21 protein-coding genes are annotated in these 16,224 nt (G+C 59.7%); 16 read left to right on the top strand and 5 right to left on the bottom strand.

Annotation, left to right across the window (positions count from 1 at the left end):
• Positions 1-904 precede the first annotated feature (904 nt).
• The 15 genes from CAUR_RS08025 (at position 905) to CAUR_RS08080 (ending at position 6,993) form a co-directional block, all read left to right on the top strand.
• Positions 905-2,293 carry an FAD-dependent oxidoreductase gene (locus tag CAUR_RS08025; RefSeq protein ID WP_012257411.1) on the top strand — a complete coding sequence of 463 codons (1,389 nt, stop codon included), beginning with the start codon at positions 905-907 and terminating at the stop codon, positions 2,291-2,293.
• Entirely contained in the window at positions 2,293-3,444 is a 1,152-nt protein-coding gene (locus CAUR_RS08030; protein WP_012257412.1) for a glycosyltransferase family 4 protein, read from the top strand. The genes CAUR_RS08025 and CAUR_RS08030 overlap by 1 nt, the downstream gene beginning before the upstream one ends.
• A gap of 537 nt (positions 3,445-3,981) precedes the next feature.
• Positions 3,982-4,125 (top strand): hypothetical protein, encoded by a 144-nt coding sequence (locus CAUR_RS08035; RefSeq protein ID WP_157866410.1) that lies wholly within the window; start codon positions 3,982-3,984, stop codon positions 4,123-4,125.
• Positions 4,126-4,220: 95 nt separating this feature from the next.
• On the top strand, positions 4,221-4,364 hold the full coding sequence (locus tag CAUR_RS08040; RefSeq protein WP_157866412.1) for a hypothetical protein: 144 nt from the start codon (positions 4,221-4,223) through the stop codon (positions 4,362-4,364).
• Positions 4,365-4,459: 95 nt separating this feature from the next.
• On the top strand, positions 4,460-4,603 hold the full coding sequence (locus tag CAUR_RS08045; RefSeq protein WP_157866414.1) for a hypothetical protein: 144 nt from the start codon (positions 4,460-4,462) through the stop codon (positions 4,601-4,603).
• Between the two features lie 95 nt (positions 4,604-4,698).
• Positions 4,699-4,842, top strand: a complete 144-nt coding sequence (locus CAUR_RS08050) for a hypothetical protein (protein WP_162015863.1) — start codon at positions 4,699-4,701, stop codon at positions 4,840-4,842.
• A 95-nt stretch (positions 4,843-4,937) separates the two neighbouring features.
• The gene (locus CAUR_RS20815) at positions 4,938-5,081 is read left to right on the top strand and encodes a hypothetical protein (RefSeq protein WP_157866416.1); all 144 of its coding nucleotides are present in this window, start codon (positions 4,938-4,940) and stop codon (positions 5,079-5,081) included.
• Positions 5,082-5,176: 95 nt separating this feature from the next.
• A complete protein-coding gene (locus CAUR_RS20820; protein ID WP_157866412.1) occupies positions 5,177-5,320 on the top strand; it encodes a hypothetical protein in 144 nt (47 codons plus the stop codon).
• Between the two features lie 95 nt (positions 5,321-5,415).
• The gene (locus tag CAUR_RS08055) at positions 5,416-5,559 is read left to right on the top strand and encodes a hypothetical protein (protein WP_157866418.1); all 144 of its coding nucleotides are present in this window, start codon (positions 5,416-5,418) and stop codon (positions 5,557-5,559) included.
• A gap of 95 nt (positions 5,560-5,654) precedes the next feature.
• Positions 5,655-5,798 (top strand): hypothetical protein, encoded by a 144-nt coding sequence (locus tag CAUR_RS08060; protein WP_157866420.1) that lies wholly within the window; start codon positions 5,655-5,657, stop codon positions 5,796-5,798.
• Between the two features lie 95 nt (positions 5,799-5,893).
• The gene (locus tag CAUR_RS08065) at positions 5,894-6,037 is read left to right on the top strand and encodes a hypothetical protein (protein ID WP_157866414.1); all 144 of its coding nucleotides are present in this window, start codon (positions 5,894-5,896) and stop codon (positions 6,035-6,037) included.
• 95 nt (positions 6,038-6,132) lie between these two features.
• On the top strand, positions 6,133-6,276 hold the full coding sequence (locus CAUR_RS08070) for a hypothetical protein (protein ID WP_162015865.1): 144 nt from the start codon (positions 6,133-6,135) through the stop codon (positions 6,274-6,276).
• Positions 6,277-6,371: 95 nt separating this feature from the next.
• Positions 6,372-6,515, top strand: a complete 144-nt coding sequence (locus CAUR_RS20825) for a hypothetical protein (RefSeq protein ID WP_157866416.1) — start codon at positions 6,372-6,374, stop codon at positions 6,513-6,515.
• A gap of 95 nt (positions 6,516-6,610) precedes the next feature.
• Positions 6,611-6,754 carry a hypothetical protein gene (locus CAUR_RS08075; RefSeq protein WP_157866418.1) on the top strand — a complete coding sequence of 48 codons (144 nt, stop codon included), beginning with the start codon at positions 6,611-6,613 and terminating at the stop codon, positions 6,752-6,754.
• Between the two features lie 95 nt (positions 6,755-6,849).
• Positions 6,850-6,993 (top strand): hypothetical protein, encoded by a 144-nt coding sequence (locus tag CAUR_RS08080; protein WP_157866418.1) that lies wholly within the window; start codon positions 6,850-6,852, stop codon positions 6,991-6,993.
• A gap of 802 nt (positions 6,994-7,795) precedes the next feature.
• On the opposite strand, the gene CAUR_RS08085 is transcribed toward CAUR_RS08080, so the two are convergent.
• The 3 genes from CAUR_RS08085 to CAUR_RS08095 all read right to left on the bottom strand — a co-directional run bounded on the left by CAUR_RS08085 (position 7,796) and on the right by CAUR_RS08095 (position 9,807).
• Complete coding sequence (locus tag CAUR_RS08085) at positions 7,796-8,977, bottom strand: thiolase family protein (protein ID WP_012257413.1); 1,182 nt, start codon at positions 8,975-8,977, stop codon at positions 7,796-7,798.
• Positions 8,978-9,068: 91 nt separating this feature from the next.
• Complete coding sequence (locus CAUR_RS08090) at positions 9,069-9,437, bottom strand: hypothetical protein (RefSeq protein WP_242605102.1); 369 nt, start codon at positions 9,435-9,437, stop codon at positions 9,069-9,071.
• Positions 9,438-9,603: 166 nt separating this feature from the next.
• Positions 9,604-9,807 carry a hypothetical protein gene (locus CAUR_RS08095; RefSeq protein WP_157866422.1) on the bottom strand — a complete coding sequence of 68 codons (204 nt, stop codon included), beginning with the start codon at positions 9,805-9,807 and terminating at the stop codon, positions 9,604-9,606.
• Between the two features lie 62 nt (positions 9,808-9,869).
• Here CAUR_RS08095 and CAUR_RS08100 point away from each other — a divergent pair, with 62 nt between their 5' ends.
• Positions 9,870-10,706, top strand: coding sequence for a DMT family transporter (locus CAUR_RS08100; RefSeq protein WP_012257415.1), 837 nt, complete (start codon positions 9,870-9,872; stop codon positions 10,704-10,706).
• A 1,392-nt stretch (positions 10,707-12,098) separates the two neighbouring features.
• Here the strand turns inward: CAUR_RS08100 and CAUR_RS08105 are convergent.
• Positions 12,099-15,863: an FtsK/SpoIIIE domain-containing protein gene (locus CAUR_RS08105; protein WP_012257416.1), complete on the bottom strand. Its 3,765-nt coding sequence runs from the start codon at positions 15,861-15,863 to the stop codon at positions 12,099-12,101.
• The gene (locus tag CAUR_RS08110) at positions 15,850-16,176 is read right to left on the bottom strand and encodes a hypothetical protein (protein WP_012257417.1); all 327 of its coding nucleotides are present in this window, start codon (positions 16,174-16,176) and stop codon (positions 15,850-15,852) included. Before CAUR_RS08110 ends, CAUR_RS08105 begins: the two co-directional genes overlap by 14 nt.
• Between the last annotated feature and the right edge of the window lie 48 nt (positions 16,177-16,224).

A 16,224-nucleotide genomic window follows, 5' to 3' on the forward strand; every position in this document is an offset into this window, starting at 1 on the left:
TGCCCGAAGAACTTCATCTCGACATGATGTACGATCTGCATACCAACCGGGTTTCCAGAAAATGATAGCACATCGAAGCCCGGCATACCATGAGAAGGCAGATTACAATCTTCAGAGATAGGCTGACACCCAGGTTGTCACCTTATATCACCACAGAGACACGGAGGACACAGAGGATGGGTAAAACCCACTACCGTAAGGTGTGACGGAGCGCGTCGATGGGAACTGGCTGCTACCCACGTGGTTCATGCAGGTACGCTGCACGGTGTTGTGTGCAGCGTCGTGCTGTTCATCCTGGCAGCCAGCCTCACGTGGTCTGCTCACAGCGCAGGAATATCACCACAGAGGCACGGAGGACACAGAGGACGAGTATAATCCGAGTTGCCACCTTGAGTCGTGACGGAGCACGTCGATGGGAACTGGCTGCTGCCCACATGGTTCATACAGGTACGCTGCACGGTGTTGTGTGCAGCGTCGTGCTGTTCATCCTGGCAGCCAGACACGTGATCTGCTCACAGTGTAGATGGCAACTTGGGTTATGAAACCAGATTTGACATCACGCAGTGAGACACACTAAACGATACCGGCTGTTACCGGGCATCCAGGAAGCCTCAACTGTCGTGATACGATCTATCGAGATTTGATCTGAACATCCTGACCCGAATGATAACCCACACCGTACCTGCTCATTGCATACACACACCGGCGCATGTAGCAATCTTACCCTTCAGAATCGCCCATCCTGTGTGGTTTGGACGGGCAGCACAACCGCTATCACCGGCCCACATGCACTCACCATAATCGTTTGACACAACGCAACAGGCATGGTACATTTCGGTCAATCTGTGCTGTAAATCACAAACGGATTATCAGGCAAACCAAAACGACAGCAAAGGAGTGCACCGTGAGTGAACCCTTGGGAAGCGCCCAGCGCCCACTGCGTGTTGCAATTATCGGCGCCGGTCCTGCCGGTTTTTACACCGTTGAAGCGCTACTCAAACAAAAAAATCTCGTTTGCCAGATCGATATCTTTAACCGCTTTCCCACCCCTTACGGCCTGGTACGCGAGGGAGTGGCTCCTGATCACCAATCCATTAAAGCAGTAACCCGCATTTACGATAAACTGGCAGCGCATAACAACGTGCGCTACTTTGGTAATGTGACTTTCGGTGTGGACATTACCCGTGCCGATCTGCGTGCCCGTTACGATCAAATTGTGTATGCAGTCGGTGCCCAATCAGACCGGCGGATGGGCATTCCCGGCGAAGACCTGTTTGGCAGTATGCCGGCAACTGCGTTCGTGGGCTGGTACAACGGACGTCCCGATTATCGCGATCTGGAAGTAGATTTGAACGTCGAGCGGGTTGTTGTCGTTGGCAATGGGAATGTGGCGATGGACGTAACCCGCATTCTGGTCAGCGATCCCGATGATCTGGCGAAGACTGATATTGCCGATCATGCGCTGGCAGCGCTGCGCCAGAGCAAGGTGCGCGAAGTGGTCATGCTCGGTCGGCGCGGCCCGGCGCAAGCCGCATTCACCAATCCCGAATTGAAAGAGTTTGGCGAGTTGCGTGGGGTAGACGTGATTGTTGATCCGGCAGACCTCGAACTCGATCCCCTGAGTGAAGCGGCACTGGCTGAAGACAAGACTGCGGCAAAGAATGTTGAGCTGCTACGCGCATATGCCGCCCGTGGCGACACCGGTGCACCGCGCCGGATTGTGATGCGCTTCCTGGTTTCGCCAATTGCAATCCACGGTGTTGATGGACGGGTAACGGGTGTCACTATTGAGCGCAACCGCCTGGTACAGGCTGCTGATGGCAGTTTGCGCCCGAAAGGAACCGGCGTGACCGAGGAATTGAGCTGCGGGATGGTCTTGCGTTCGGTTGGTTATCGCGGTGAACCACTCCCAGATGTGCCATTTGATGAAGCAAGCGGTACGATTCCCAATCGTGATGGGCGCGTGCTGAATGGGCCAAACGGTGAGCCGGTCTCCGGTGAATATGTGGTCGGTTGGATTAAACGCGGGCCGTCAGGGGTTATCGGTACCAATAAGCCTGACGCAGTGGCAACCGTCAATAGCATGCTGGCCGATCTTCCCGCTCTGCCCGGTGCGCCGCAACATGATGATATTGCCGATTTGCTCCGTTCACGTGGTGTTGACTTCGTGACCTACGCCGACTGGCAGCGGCTCGACGCCTATGAGACGGCACAGGGTGCAGCTCAGGGCCGACCACGGGTTAAGGTCACGCGAGTTGACGAGATGATGGACATTATTCGCGCTGGTCGCTAATGCGAGTCACTATGATTGCGCCCTTCGGCATCAGGCCGAAGGGCACATTACTTGCCCGCATGCTGCCCCTCGCCCAAGCCTTGCAGCAACGCGGGCACATCGTTACGATTGTTGCGCCTCCGATCCATAACCCTGCCGATGGTGGTACGGCGCGTTACGCTGGTGGGGTGATGGTTGTGCATACCGCGACCCCACCGATTGGCGGTCTGGCTGCAGCCATCTGGCACACCGTGGCCCTGTGGCAATGGGCACGACGGACTCAACCTGATGTGATGCATCTTTTCAAGCCCAAGGGGTTCGGCGGCTTAGCGGTTCTGGCGCGTGGTCGCATTCCCCTGGTGGTTGATTGTGACGATTGGGAAGGTCCAGGGGGTTGGAATGATCTGTTACCCTATCCACCACTGGCTAAAGCCCTCTTCGCATGGCAAGAGCGCGATCTACCGCGACGAGCGAATGCGGTCACGGTTGTGTCTCACACATTGGAGACATTAATTTGGGCAATGGGCGTACCACCCGAACGTGTCTTCTACCTGCCGAACGGCGCACCGCATGTTGAGACTCCTGCCCGATCAGCATCATCGCAACCGACCATCGTTCTCTACACCCGTTTTTGGGAACTCGACCTGGCGGAAGTGGCAACAGCGCTGGCAATTATTCGGCGTAGCCGGCCTGACGCCTGTCTGGTGCTGGTCGGTAAGGGAGAACGGGGTGAAGAACAGCAACTCCTGGCACTTGCCGCCGATCAGGGGTGGGCCGACATGATCGATTATCGGGGCTGGCAGGAGCCAACAGCTATTCCAGCCATTCTGGCCGGGGCTGATGTGGCGTTGGCCCCGATTCGTGACACGCTGATCAACCGGGCGCGTGGGATGGCGAAACTGGTCGAACTGCTGGCAGCCGGGTTGCCAATCGTAGCGAGTGATGTCGGTACTGCCCGCGATTACCTTGCACCTGATGCAGGTTTGCTCGTCCCGCCGGGTGATGCATCGGCACTGGCGGCAGCTACGCTTCATCTGCTAGCCGATGAGTCAGCACGCATGCGTTTGCGGATGGCTGCGCTGGCCGCTGCCCAACGGCTACGCTGGGAGAACCTGGCACCAATTGCCGAGCAGGCATACAGGTATGCTGTTGCTCAATCGGTGTTGCGATGAGCGGCACTGTTCTCCTGACACACGCTTGCAGGTCACGAGCAGAGGCGCAAGGCAGGGCGGCGCTACATTACCACTGTTCAGATGACGGTAGATGATAAGCGCACCGGAGGCGTGCGCTCCCAGGAGTTCTAAGCAACCTCCACCCTAGCCCGCCCGCGCTGAAAGCGGGGATGAACGGTGCGGGATGGAGCAGAAGGGTTTGGTGCGCGGTGGGGAGCGCGCCGGAGGCGCGCGCTCCCAGCGTTGCCAGTGAGTAAGCCGGAGGTACGCGCTCCCAGGGGTTCTCACCCACCCCCACCCCCACCCGCCCCCGCTGGGCTATGCATTACCCACATGTCACGCTGCGTCAGGCCGGACTGCAAGCGCTCCCCGTGGCGCAGGCTTCCAGCCAGCGTGGAGGCATCCTCGCCACCGCCGGCAGATGCTGGCCGTGGCCGCTGGTGCACAGGCACGAATCTCTTGCAACCAGCACCCCCGTGACCAGGATGGGTAACGGTATGCCACGCGCCGGATCGTGAGCAAGGCAGGCGCGGCAGCATGGCTGCCGCACTCCAAACCACGCGACACGCACATGCCGAGCGGGTACAGCAATCCATCCAGCACGTGCCGGCACGGCTGGAGTGGCGCCCTGCCACCGGGCCAGTCGCTCACAACAGCACCCTTAGCGATCATCCCCGCTGATACGCACGTGGTTGACACCAGGTATGGGTAATGCATAGCCAGGATGGGTAACGGCGTACCACGCGCCGGATCGTGGGTACGGCTGGCGCGGCAGCATGGCTGCCGCACTCCAAACTGCGCGACATGCGTATGATGAGCGGGTACAGCAATCCATCCAGCACGTGCCGGCACGGCTGGAGTGGCGCCCTGCCACCGGGCCAGTCGCTCACAACAGCACCCTTAGCGATCATCCCCGCTGATACGCACGTGGTTGACACCAGGTATGGGTAATGCATAGCCAGGATGGGTAACGGTATGCCACGCGCCGGATCGTGGGTACGGCTGGCGCGGCAGCATGGCTGCCGCACTCCAAACTGCGCGACATGCGTATGATGAGCGGGTACGGCACTCCATCCAGCACGTGCCGGCACGGCTGGAGCAGCGCGTTGCCACTGTGCCAGTCGTCCACGACAGTACCCATAGCGATCATCCCCGCTGATACGCACGTGGTTGACACCAGTTGTGGGTAATGCATAGCCAGGATGGGTAACGGCGTACCACGCGCCGGATCGTGAGCACGACTGGCGCGGCAGCATGGCTGCCGCACTCCACACCGCGCGACACGCGCATAACGAGCGGGTACGGCAATCTATCCAGCACGTGCCGGCACGGCTGGAGTGGCGCCCTGCCACCGGGCCAGTCGCTCACAACAGCACCCATAGCGATCATCCCCGCTGATACGCACGTGGTTGACACCAGGTATGGGTAATGCATAGCCAGGATGGGTAACGGCGTACCACGCGCCGGATCGTGGGTACGGCTGGCGCGGCAGCATGGCTGCCGCACTCCAAACTGCGCGACATGCGTATGATGAGCGGGTACAGCAATCCATCCAGCACGTGCCGGCACGGCTAGAGCAGCGCGTTGCCACTGTGCCAGTCGTCCACAACAGTACCCATAGCGATCATCCCCGCTGATACGCACGTGGTTGACACCAGGTATGGGTAATGCATAGCCAGGATGGGTAACGGCGTACCACGCGCCGGATCGTGGGTACGGCTGGCGCGGCAGCATGGCTGCCGCACTCCAAACTGCGCGACATGCGTATGATGAGCGGGTACAGCAATCCATCCAGCACGTGCCGGCACGGCTGGAGTGGCGCCCTGCCACCGGGCCAGTCGCTCACAACAGCACCCTTAGCGATCATCCCCGCTGATACGCACGTGGTTGACACCAGGTATGGGTAATGCATAGCCAGGATGGGTAACGGTATGCCACGCGCCGGATCGTGGGTACGGCTGGCGCGGCAGCATGGCTGCCGCACTCCAAACTGCGCGACATGCGTATGATGAGCGGGTACGGCAATCCATCCAGCACGTGCCGGCACGGCTGGAGCAGCGCGTTGCCACTGTGCCAGTCGTCCACGACAGTACCCATAGCGATCATCCCCGCTGATACGCACGTGGTTGACACCAGTTGTGGGTAATGCATAGCCAGGATGGGTAACGGCGTACCACGCGCCGGATCGTGGGTACGGCTGGCGCGGCAGCATGGCTGCCGCACTCCAAACCACGCGACACGCACATGCCGAGCGGGTACAGCAATCCATCCAGCACGTGCCGGCACGGCTAGAGCAGCGCGTTGCCACTGTGCCAGTCGTCCACGACAGTACCCATAGCGATCATCCCCGCTGATACGCACGTGGTTGACACCAGTTGTGGGTAATGCATAGCCAGGATGGGTAACGGTATGCCACGCGCCGGATCGTGGGTACGGCTGGCGCGGCAGCATGGCTGCCGCACTCCAAACTGCGCGACATGCGTATGATGAGCGGGTACGGCACTCCATCCAGCACGTGCCGGCACGGCTGGAGCAGCGCGTTGCCACTGTGCCAGTCGTCCACGACAGTACCCATAGCGATCATCCCCGCTGATACGCACGTGGTTGACACCAGTTGTGGGTAATGCATAGCCAGGATGGGTAACGGCGTACCACGCGCCGGATCGTGAGCACGACTGGCGCGGCAGCATGGCTGCCGCACTCCACACCGCGCGACACGCGCATAACGAGCGGGTACGGCAATCTATCCAGCACGTGCCGGCACGGCTGGAGTGTCGCCCTGCCACCGGGCCAGTCGCTCACAACAGCACCCATAGCGATCATCCCCGCTGATACGCACGTGGTTGACACCAGGTATGGGTAATGCATAGCCAGGATGGGTAACGGCGTACCACGCGCCGGATCGTGGGTACGGCTGGCGCGGCAGCATGGCTGCCGCACTCCAAACTGCGCGACATGCGTATGATGAGCGGGTACAGCAATCCATCCAGCACGTGCCGGCACGGCTAGAGCAGCGCGTTGCCACTGTGCCAGTCGTCCACAACAGTACCCATAGCGATCATCCCCGCTGATACGCACGTGGTTGACACCAGGTATGGGTAATGCATAGCCAGGATGGGTAACGGCGTACCACGCGCCGGATCGTGGGTACGGCTGGCGCGGCAGCATGGCTGCCGCACTCCAAACTGCGCGACATGCGTATGATGAGCGGGTACGGCAATCCATCCAGCACGTGCCGGCACGGCTGGAGCAGCGCGTTGCCACTGTGCCAGTCGTCCACGACAGTACCCATAGCGATCATCCCCGCTGATACGCACGTGGTTGACACCAGTTGTGGGTAATGCATAGCCAGGATGGGTAACGGCGTACCACGCGCCGGATCGTGGGTACGGCTGGCGCGGCAGCATGGCTGCCGCACTCCAAACTGCGCGACATGCGTATGATGAGCGGGTACGGCAATCCATCCAGCACGTGCCGGCACGGCTGGAGCAGCGCGTTGCCACTGTGCCAGTCGTCCACGACAGTACCCATAGCGATCATCCCCGCTGATACGCACGTGGTTGACACCAGGTATGGGTAATGCATAGGCTGAGGTCGGGGGTGACCGGTGTAGGGCGAAGCAAAAGGGGCTAGGTGCGCAGGTGATGAGCGCGCCAGAGGCGCGCGCTCCCAGCGCTGCCGGGTTGAGTAAGCCGGAGGCGCGCGCTCGCAGGGTGCTCACCCACCCCCACCCGCCCCTGCTGGGGGCGGGAACCGGCGGTGCCAGATAGTGACCGCGGTCGCCGGATGGCGCAGTAATGAGCGCGCCGGAGGCGCACGCTCCCAGCGCTGCCGGGTGAGTAAGCCGGAGGCGCGCGCTCCCAGGGGTTCTCTCCTGCGCTGAAGCACCCTCGCTATAAACGGCAGGGCTGGCAGAGGCGGGCCTGGTTCAGGCGCCTGGGCCTGCCAGCGTGACCGTTATGCCGTCGCCCCAACCATATGTGGCAATTGCGTGGCGGTTGCAACTGACGACTCGCCGCGCTGAAGCACTCTCGCTATGATCGGCAGGGCTGGCAGAGACGGGCCTGGTTCAGGCGACCGCGCCTGCCAGTGCGACCGTTATGCCGTCTTCCCGACCATATGTGGCAATTGCGTGGCGGTTGCAACTGACGATTCGCCGCGCTGAATCACTCTCGCTATAACCGGCAGGGCTGGCAGAGGCGGGCCTGGTTCAGGCGACCGCCCCTGCCAGTGCGACCGTTGTGCCGTCGCCCCAACCATATGCGGTAATTGCGTGGTGGTCGCACCTGACGACTCACTGCGCTGAATCACTCTCGCTATGACCGGCAGGGCTGGCAGAGACGGGCCTTGGTTAGACGACCTCGACTTCGAGGGCGACCGCTTCACCACCTCCCAGACACAGTGCGGCAATCCCGCGCTGGCCGCCGCGCTGGCGTAACGCTGAGATGAGTGTCACCAGGACACGTGCTCCGCTGGCTCCTATCGGATGGCCGAGAGCAATCGCGCCACCGTGGACATTGACCCGGTCTGCATCGAGGGCCAGGGCACGCAGGTTCGCAATGACCTGGGCGGCAAAGGCTTCGTTGATCTCGAACAGGTCGTAGTCGTCGAGGGTACGGCCTGCCCGCTTCATCAGCCGTTCGATGGCAAACGCCGGTGCGGTGAAGAGTTCAAGCGGCTTGACGGCGGCCTGGGCGGCTGTGCCGATGCGGGCTAAGGGTTGCACCCCCAATTGGGCTGCCCGGCTGGCTCGCATTAGTACGACTGCTGCCGCGCCGTCGGTAATGCCGGGGGCATTGCCGGCAGTGACGGTGCCGTCGGTGACAAATGCCGGTTTGAGCTTTGCCAGTGCAGCCAGCGAGGTGTCGCGTCTGGGGCCTTCGTCAGTCGTCACCAGATTGACCTGGCCTTTCGGCCCTGGGACGGTTACCGGTGCAATTTCGGCCTGGAAGGCGCCGCTGTCCTGAGCGGCTACTGCGCGTTGGTGTGATTGCAATGCGTAAGCATCTTGCTGTTCGCGAGTGACATTGAAGGTGCGCGCAATCCATTCAGCGGCCACTCCCATGTGATGATGCTCAAAAGCGCACCACAGACCATCGTGAACGACAGCGTCGATGATCTGGCCGTGGCCGAGCCGGTAGCCGTGGCGGGCCTGGGGAAGCAGGTATGGCGCACCGCTCATGTGCTCCATACCGCCGGCGACAATGACATCAGCTTCGCCGGCTTTGATCAGGGCGGTGCCGATCATGACTGCCTTGAGGCCACTGCCACAGACCTTGTTGATGGTCAGGCCGCCAATTGTATGCGGCAAGCCCGCACGCAGAGCTGCCTGGCGTGCCGGTGATTGTCCCAGGCCGGCGGTGACTACGCAGCCCATAATGCATTCATCGATGGAGTCTGCCTCAATTCCGGCCCGTTGGACAGCCGCTTGCACGGCGGCTGCACCTAAATCGATGGCACTCAATCCGCTGTAGGCGCTGTTGAAGCGCCCGATTGGGGTACGCGCTGCACCAACAATGACGACATCGTCCATAGTTTGTTTCCTCGTTTGGCTTAGACTGGTGACACTCTATAAGATGTTGACTATTATAACGGGTTTCATAACAGGCAGCTTGAGGTGTCTCTTAGAAGCCTACCACACCGGTCTCATACAAGCGTCCCACTACGATCAGTAGCATGACCAGAATGCCTGCGCAGATCAGCCCCACTTCACGCGGTGATCGTCCACGCAGGGCGGCAGCGGTTGCCGGAATTAAGCCGACGGCCACCACGCCGTAGATGACGTGCAGCGCCATGCGGAAGAGATCAGCCTGCCAGAGGAGAAGCAACCCTATCACGGACTGGGCAATAATGAGCAGTTGCAAGATGCCGAGTGGCGCCTGCATGCTGCCCCGATTGCGCCAGGCTACAATCAACGCCCAGATCAAGCTGACGACGATAACCAGCGTTATGGTGAGCTGTAAGCGGCTGTGTAAAGCAAAAAGTCGTTCCATGGTGGGATATTGTAGCACGGTATGCGCCTTCGCCCGCACGCGGCTGATGTGGATGGAGTTGCACTGTCGTGTAACAGTGTCAATCGCCGCCGGCATCATTGCAGGGTAAATACGGTATACTGGCATTATGACGGACCTCCCGTCGGTTACATACTCCAAACATATGTCAACAATAGGTTTCACTGAGTGTCTCATTATTTTGCTGCTGGTAGCCGTTGTGGCGGCTCTTGCCTTTCGTGCCGGCTATTTTCGTGGGCGTAATCGGTGATGTCTTTGGATGCATCGCAACGATTGTTTCCGGGAAATCCGGTAATGCTTTGGGCAAGCGATGGTTTCGCAAGAGTGGCTTCTTCGCTTCAAAATGCGACACATGCATTCTGCTGGTATAGCGCCGTGCCGGTATGACGACACCATGAAGTAAGGATACGGGCTGTGGGCATCATCTACGGGTTAATCGCAGCATTGGGTTGGGGGACGGGTGATTTTTTGATTACTCGTGCCTCGCGCCAGATTGGCTGGCAATGGACAATAGTATGTTCGCAACTATGCGGGATTGTGGCGATTGGGCTGGTATTGGGAATTCGCCATGATCCACTACCACCGCTGGGATTGGCATGGCTGGTTGCGATTGCCGTGAACCTGCTCAATCTGACCGGTACGCTGTTGCTTTATCGAGCATTCGCCATTGGCACGCTCGCCATTGTCTCACCGATCTCGGCCAGCTTTGCCGCAGTCACTGCGGTGCTGGCGTTTTTAGATGGTGAACAGATAGGCTTGCTAACCCTTGCCGGTACGGGATTGGTGATTGTCGGGGTGATGACTGTCTCGCGTGGGCCGGGCAAGGTACGCGCCGATCTGCGGGGTGTGCCAGAGGCAATTGGGGTTGCGTTGAGTTTTGGGTTTTTCTTCTGGCTCGTCGGTGATGTTACGGCAACGTTTGGCATTGCGTGGCCGGTACTTATCGGGCGCGTGCTCACGTTGCTGGCCGGGATTGTCATTATTCTGATCGCCCGGCATCCAATCCCGCGCCTGAGCGGTCGACATCTGCGTTTGATCATCGCTGCCAGCGCACTCGATACGGTGGCATTTTTGAGTTTCAATACCGGTATTGCCACTGCGTATGTCAGCGTCGTGACCGCGCTGGCCTCGATTTTCAGTGCGGTTACGGTGGTACTGGCGTGGCTGATTTTGCGTGAGCGATTGGCACATAGCCAGTGGGTCGGTGTGGCCGGGATTCTGGTTGGTGTGTTGCTGGTGAGCTTGCCGTGAGCGACCGTGACTCACACGTTCAACATAGGTCGCCAGCAACCGTTTGGTTGGAGGGGATGGATATTCTTCCTGATAGCACCCACACCGACAGGGGCGAATGGTCATTCACCGCTTTAACATTACCAGACAGGCATAATCGGTCTCAAATCTGGTGTAAGAGATGACAGGCTAGAAGTTATCTCGTTTATTCCTGACCAAATCTATGATTGTAACGAGCACATCCAGCACTCCCGTGACCGGCAGGCTTAGCGACGTGCCACGCGCCGGGTCGTGATCCTGACTGCTGCGGCAGCATGGCTGCCGCACTCCACACCGCGCACCACGCGCATGACGAGCGGGCAAGGTAATCAATGCGGCGAGTGATGGCTCGACTGGAGCTGTTCTCTGCCAACGAGCCAGAAGCAGGGTAGGCTATCGTTGGTAATTGGCAGGTGTGCATGCGCCTGGGCGACAGTCTGGGAGCACGGACGAGCACCCACAGCATCCTCTTGACCAGCAGGGTCAACGGTGTGCCACGCGCCGGGTCGTGATCCTGACTGCTGCGGCAGCCATGCTGCCGCACTCCACACCGCGCACCACGCGCATGACGAGCGGGCAAGGCAATCAATGCGGCGAGTGATGGCACGACCGGAGCTGCTCTCTGCCAACGAGCCAGAAGCAGGACAGGCTGTCGTTGGTAATTGGCAGGTGTGCATGCGCCTGGGCGACAGTCTGGGAGCACGAACGAGCATCCACAGCATTCTCGCGACCAGCAGGGTTAGCGACGTGCCACGTGCCGGATTGTGAGCACGGCTGCTGCGGCAGCATGGCTGCCGCACTCCACACCGCGCACCATGCGCATGACGAGCGGGCAAGGTAATCAATGCGGCGAGTGATGGCTCGACTGGAGCTGTTCTCTGCCAACGAGCCAGAAGCAGGGTAGGCTGTCGTTGGTAATTGGCAGGTGTGCATGCGCCTGGGCGACAGTCTGGGAGCAGGATAGCACAGCTTTTATTAAATCACCCAAGCTGCCACCTATGCTGTGAGCAGGCCGCGTGACTGACTGCCAGGATGAACAGTACGACGCCGCGCACAACATCGTGCAGCGTACCTGTAGGAACGATGTGGGTAGCAGCCAGTTCCCATCGACGCGCTACGTTACGCACGCCTGACGGTAGTAAATCAGGTTATGCCCATCCTCTGTGTCCTTCGTGCCTCTGTGGTGACAAAGGTAGCAACCTGGGTTAGATAAGTTCTATAGATAACTGACATAAAAATCGTTCATTTGCGTACCGTGAAGTCTTCCGCACGCAGCGCTGAACTGAAGTTCTGCATCCAGAATGATTGTTCGCTGTTGTCGCTTACCAGGCATTAGCACGTTCACATCACCCCCAATGTATGCACCTGCTGGATTCAGGATTTGATATGATCTCCGCCGGCCAACTGGATCAACACCGGCTCCTCGTCACCGCTGATCAGGATTGCCCGACCTGGAGGCTGCTCACTGGTACGTTGTTCAGGGAGCGGTAAATTCAGACCGAGCAGCCGTGTCCCCGACTCGTAGCGTCCCGGCCAGATGACAAGACCATTGCGACTGCTGTCCAGAGCACGCAGCAGTGGATCGTCGGCATACGTGATCCCGGCAGCAACAATTAGATGAAACGGCTCATTCCCGGTTTGGGCCAGTTCAACGAGCTGTTGGAACAGGTTTGGGGTTGCGCTGTAGCTTTGTGTAAAGTGGTCACGCCAGCGCTCGCGACATAGGTGGTAGTCATCGATAATCACGAGATGGCGAGCAGTCGGATTGCGGCGCAACCCGCTCAGTTCTGCGCTCAAGGTTGCGATTCCCTCTTCGTCGGCAACGTAGCGTACCGTCTGTGGCAGGGTTTGCAAGTGGTGCAGGCTGCGTCGTGGGCCATCAATGATCACAAAGCGAAGTGACGGCTCAACCGTTTGCGCACTCCGCACGATGATCCAGAGCGCTGTGCTCTTCCCGCTGCGGCGCGGCCCAACGATTAGTGCATGAGGTGCCTCTGGGGTCAGACAGATATACACCGGCCCCGGTGGTTCGGCAGCCCAACCACAGGACAGGCGCAGCGTAGTATCGCGATAGCTGGACGGTGGCAGTTGAGCGAATGGCAATTGTTCTGGCAGTAAGGCTAACGGTGGTGGTAGCGTCGTAGCAGTGTTACGTGTTGTTGCAGTCAGTGCTGCGATCTGCGTGCGCACGGCAAGTGCCAGTTCACGGCTATCACTGCTGTCACCACTTCCCACCGGCAACGCAACCTGCACCTCCAGCAAACCCTCATCGGGATGGAGCCAGTACCCACGACCGGGAAGATGGGGTGGGAGCTGAATGGCAGGCCGTAGCCCGAAGACATCGGCATAATCGTTCAGATCGGGCAGCCGTAGCGCCAATCGTTGTGTGAACTGGGCAGCCAGGCGATAGGGAATGTCGGCAGGTCGATCCGCAGAGACCACCAGATGAAAACCTGCATCACGACCATTCCGCGCCAGACGCACCAGATCGGATAGATCGCTTTCGCCGGCAGCATCGCGCAACTCATCACGCACGGCGGCCAGGCGATCCACCACCAACAGCAACGCCGGACCTGGTGATTGACCGGCAGCGATCCGCGCACGCCGCTCGCGTACTTGATGTTCGAGCTGGCGGAAGAGTGACACCATGGCTTCGCGCTCGAAGGGACGTACCAGCGCACCCACATGCGGCAGGTCGGTAAACAGGCTTAACAGACGACCATCACCGTCGATGATGTAGCACCAGAGGTTGTCTGGCGAAAGGCATCGCGCCAGTTCAAGCACGATTCGGGCCAGGGTTGTGCTCTTGCCACTGGCCGGTCCGCCAAATACTGCTACATGGCCGGCCCGCAAGTCAATCACGAGCGGTGCTTGCCGACTCTGTTGCGGTATATCAAGCAGACCGATCACGGTGTGCAGATCGGATGACGGGACATCTAGGGTTAATCGGGAAGGAAGTGGTGGTTGCCAGATCGGCGTTGGTTGCCAGTTAAGCTGATCGAGATAAGCACGACCGGCGTGGATGAGGCGCTGACCAATGAGTTCAAGATCGCCCGGCCCGTTTGCCTGCCCACTCAATCGCGCAACCTGAAGCAATCGGACATCACTACCACTACGCATGTAGGCACGGCCCGGCAACTGCGACGGCAAAAATGCGGCATCAGGCCGTTGCAACATCTCCCGGCTATCATCACTGCTACCCAAACGGAGTGCGATAAAGTAACTCAATTGACTGCGAATCTCATCACTGACGACGCGGGCCGGTTGTTGGGTTGCAATCAGCAGATGCACTCCCAGCGAGCGACCCTGTTTCACTACCCGCACGAGTGCGCTGACAAAATCGGGACAACTGCGCGCCATTTCATCAAACTCATCGAGCACAATCAACAAATTGGGTAGTGGTTCCAGGCGCTGACGATTGGCCAGATCACGATAGTCGGCGATATTTTCGATATGAACCCCGTAGCGTTCGGCGACTGTGCGTAACACAGCCTTGCGACGGCGCAACTCACTGCTAATCGCGGCGATGGCACGTGCCGCCAAACGTCCATCAAGGTCGGTCACAAAGCCTGTTGTATGCGGCCAGGCAGCAAACGGTGCTAACGCAGCTCCGCCTTTAAAATCAATTAACAGGAGATTGAGCCGATCAGGGCCATGGGTAACTGCCAGAGCGGTAATAATGGTCTGTAACAAGACACTTTTCCCGGCACCGGTGGCACCGGCAATAATGCCGTGCGGACCATGTTGTTGTTCGTTGAGGTTGAGATAGCACGGCTTCCCTTCGCTCAATGCCCCAATTGGCACATCATCATGCCAGGACATTGCAGGTTGTTGCTGCCAGCGCACGGGTACAGGCTGGTCGTCTGGAAGCAGCGCCGATAACAGATCGAGGAGGCGTACCTGGCGCGGTAGATGATGACCGGCACCGATCTCATTGAGACGCACGGTTGCCAGGCGAGCGGCTAACCGTTCAACCTCGCGGCGATCAAGTAGATCGGGCTGGAATGGGGTTACCGGCCACGCCTCACCGGCCCGCGTCCATCGCCCCATGCGTTGATCAACTTCAACCATCGCCGCACAATGCTCAGGAATGTGCGACCAGTCATCGGTTAATACCACAACGATGAAGCGATGGGCACCACCATCACGTAACAACTGACCGAGTGCAGTATGTGTTGTGATGAGGGTGGCACTATCCACAACGATTAAAAACGGCACCTGATGATTTGTGGGCAATTCACGGCGACGACTAAGTTCATCGAGCAGGCAGGTTAACAGCGACTCGGTAGCCTGTGGTTCGGTTGCAATCAAAGATCGAGCAACCGAGGTTGCATCGGGAGCCTGACAGTGCGGCAAGCGAGCAATCCACTGCCAGTCGGCAGCAGTGGCGAGGCCAGCAATCACACCAATCCGCAACTCAGTTGGCGCGTGCAACACCGCAGCCTGGGTGAGCATAGCGTAGGCAAGCCCCAATACTGCCGGACGTGGCCCGGCAATGCCGAGCGAGCCAAGCTGGAGCAGTGGAATGTACACCGGCACCTGATGGAGGCTGGCATACTCGGCGATGACCTGATCGATCCGCCGGTCAGCCGGTGCACCGGACGCAACTACGGCCCGCGCCGACGCCGGCAGCGTGCCGCAACCCACGCGCAATTCCAGCGCATCGTCATCACTCAGACGCCGTTCCCACAATCGCGGTTCGGGTGATCGCGACCGCTCATCGGCGCCGGCAATCCGTAACAACTCCACCGGATCGGGGGCCAGATAACGCCGGGCAGCCCGCTCCTCCTCGTGCAGGCGACGCAGGCGCGACCGGGCCATGGTGAGCCGGTCAACAAAGACTGCCTGCTGTTCAGCGTAGGTCTGCGCCTGCCGGCGCGCCGTATCATGTTCGTGAAACAGGGTTACACCACCACTCAGTACTGCCAGCACCAGCGCCGGCACCGCTGCCAGCCACGATCCGTACCCAATCAGCGCTGTGGCCCCAAACAAGAGCGCAGCGATGATCGGAAGGAGTGCCTGCAACCAGACCGTATTCGGACGCGGTGATGGTGGCGGTGGTGGTGCAGGTAAATCAATCGTTTCCACGCTCCAACGCGGACGGAGACGGGGTGGACGATTAAAGTTACTGTCCGGCATTGTGCATCACCTGCTGTAATGAGCGTTCACGGTTGATCCGGTCTTGCTCGGCCCGTGCCCGGGCACTGGCCTGAGCAATCGCCTGTGCCGCCTGTAAACAACGATCACGCAAGCTCGTGGCGGTAACCTGCAGGGAAGCCTGCCGCAAAGCCCATTCCTCCTGGCGTGGCCCTTGCCAGGCGGCGAGCAATTCGGCAGCAGCCCGTGCGCGTTGCCCGGTCTCTTCATCAAGCACAGCCGCCATGCGTCGCAGCGCACCGATAGCATCATCAGATGCCCGCCAGTTCCACCAGACATCAGGGCGTCCCGACATAGGCACCTCCTTGTGGGATAACTCGAACTACGTCACAACACAATCACA

Source organism: Chloroflexus aurantiacus J-10-fl (assembly GCF_000018865.1).
Lineage (GTDB): Bacteria > Chloroflexota > Chloroflexia > Chloroflexales > Chloroflexaceae > Chloroflexus > Chloroflexus aurantiacus.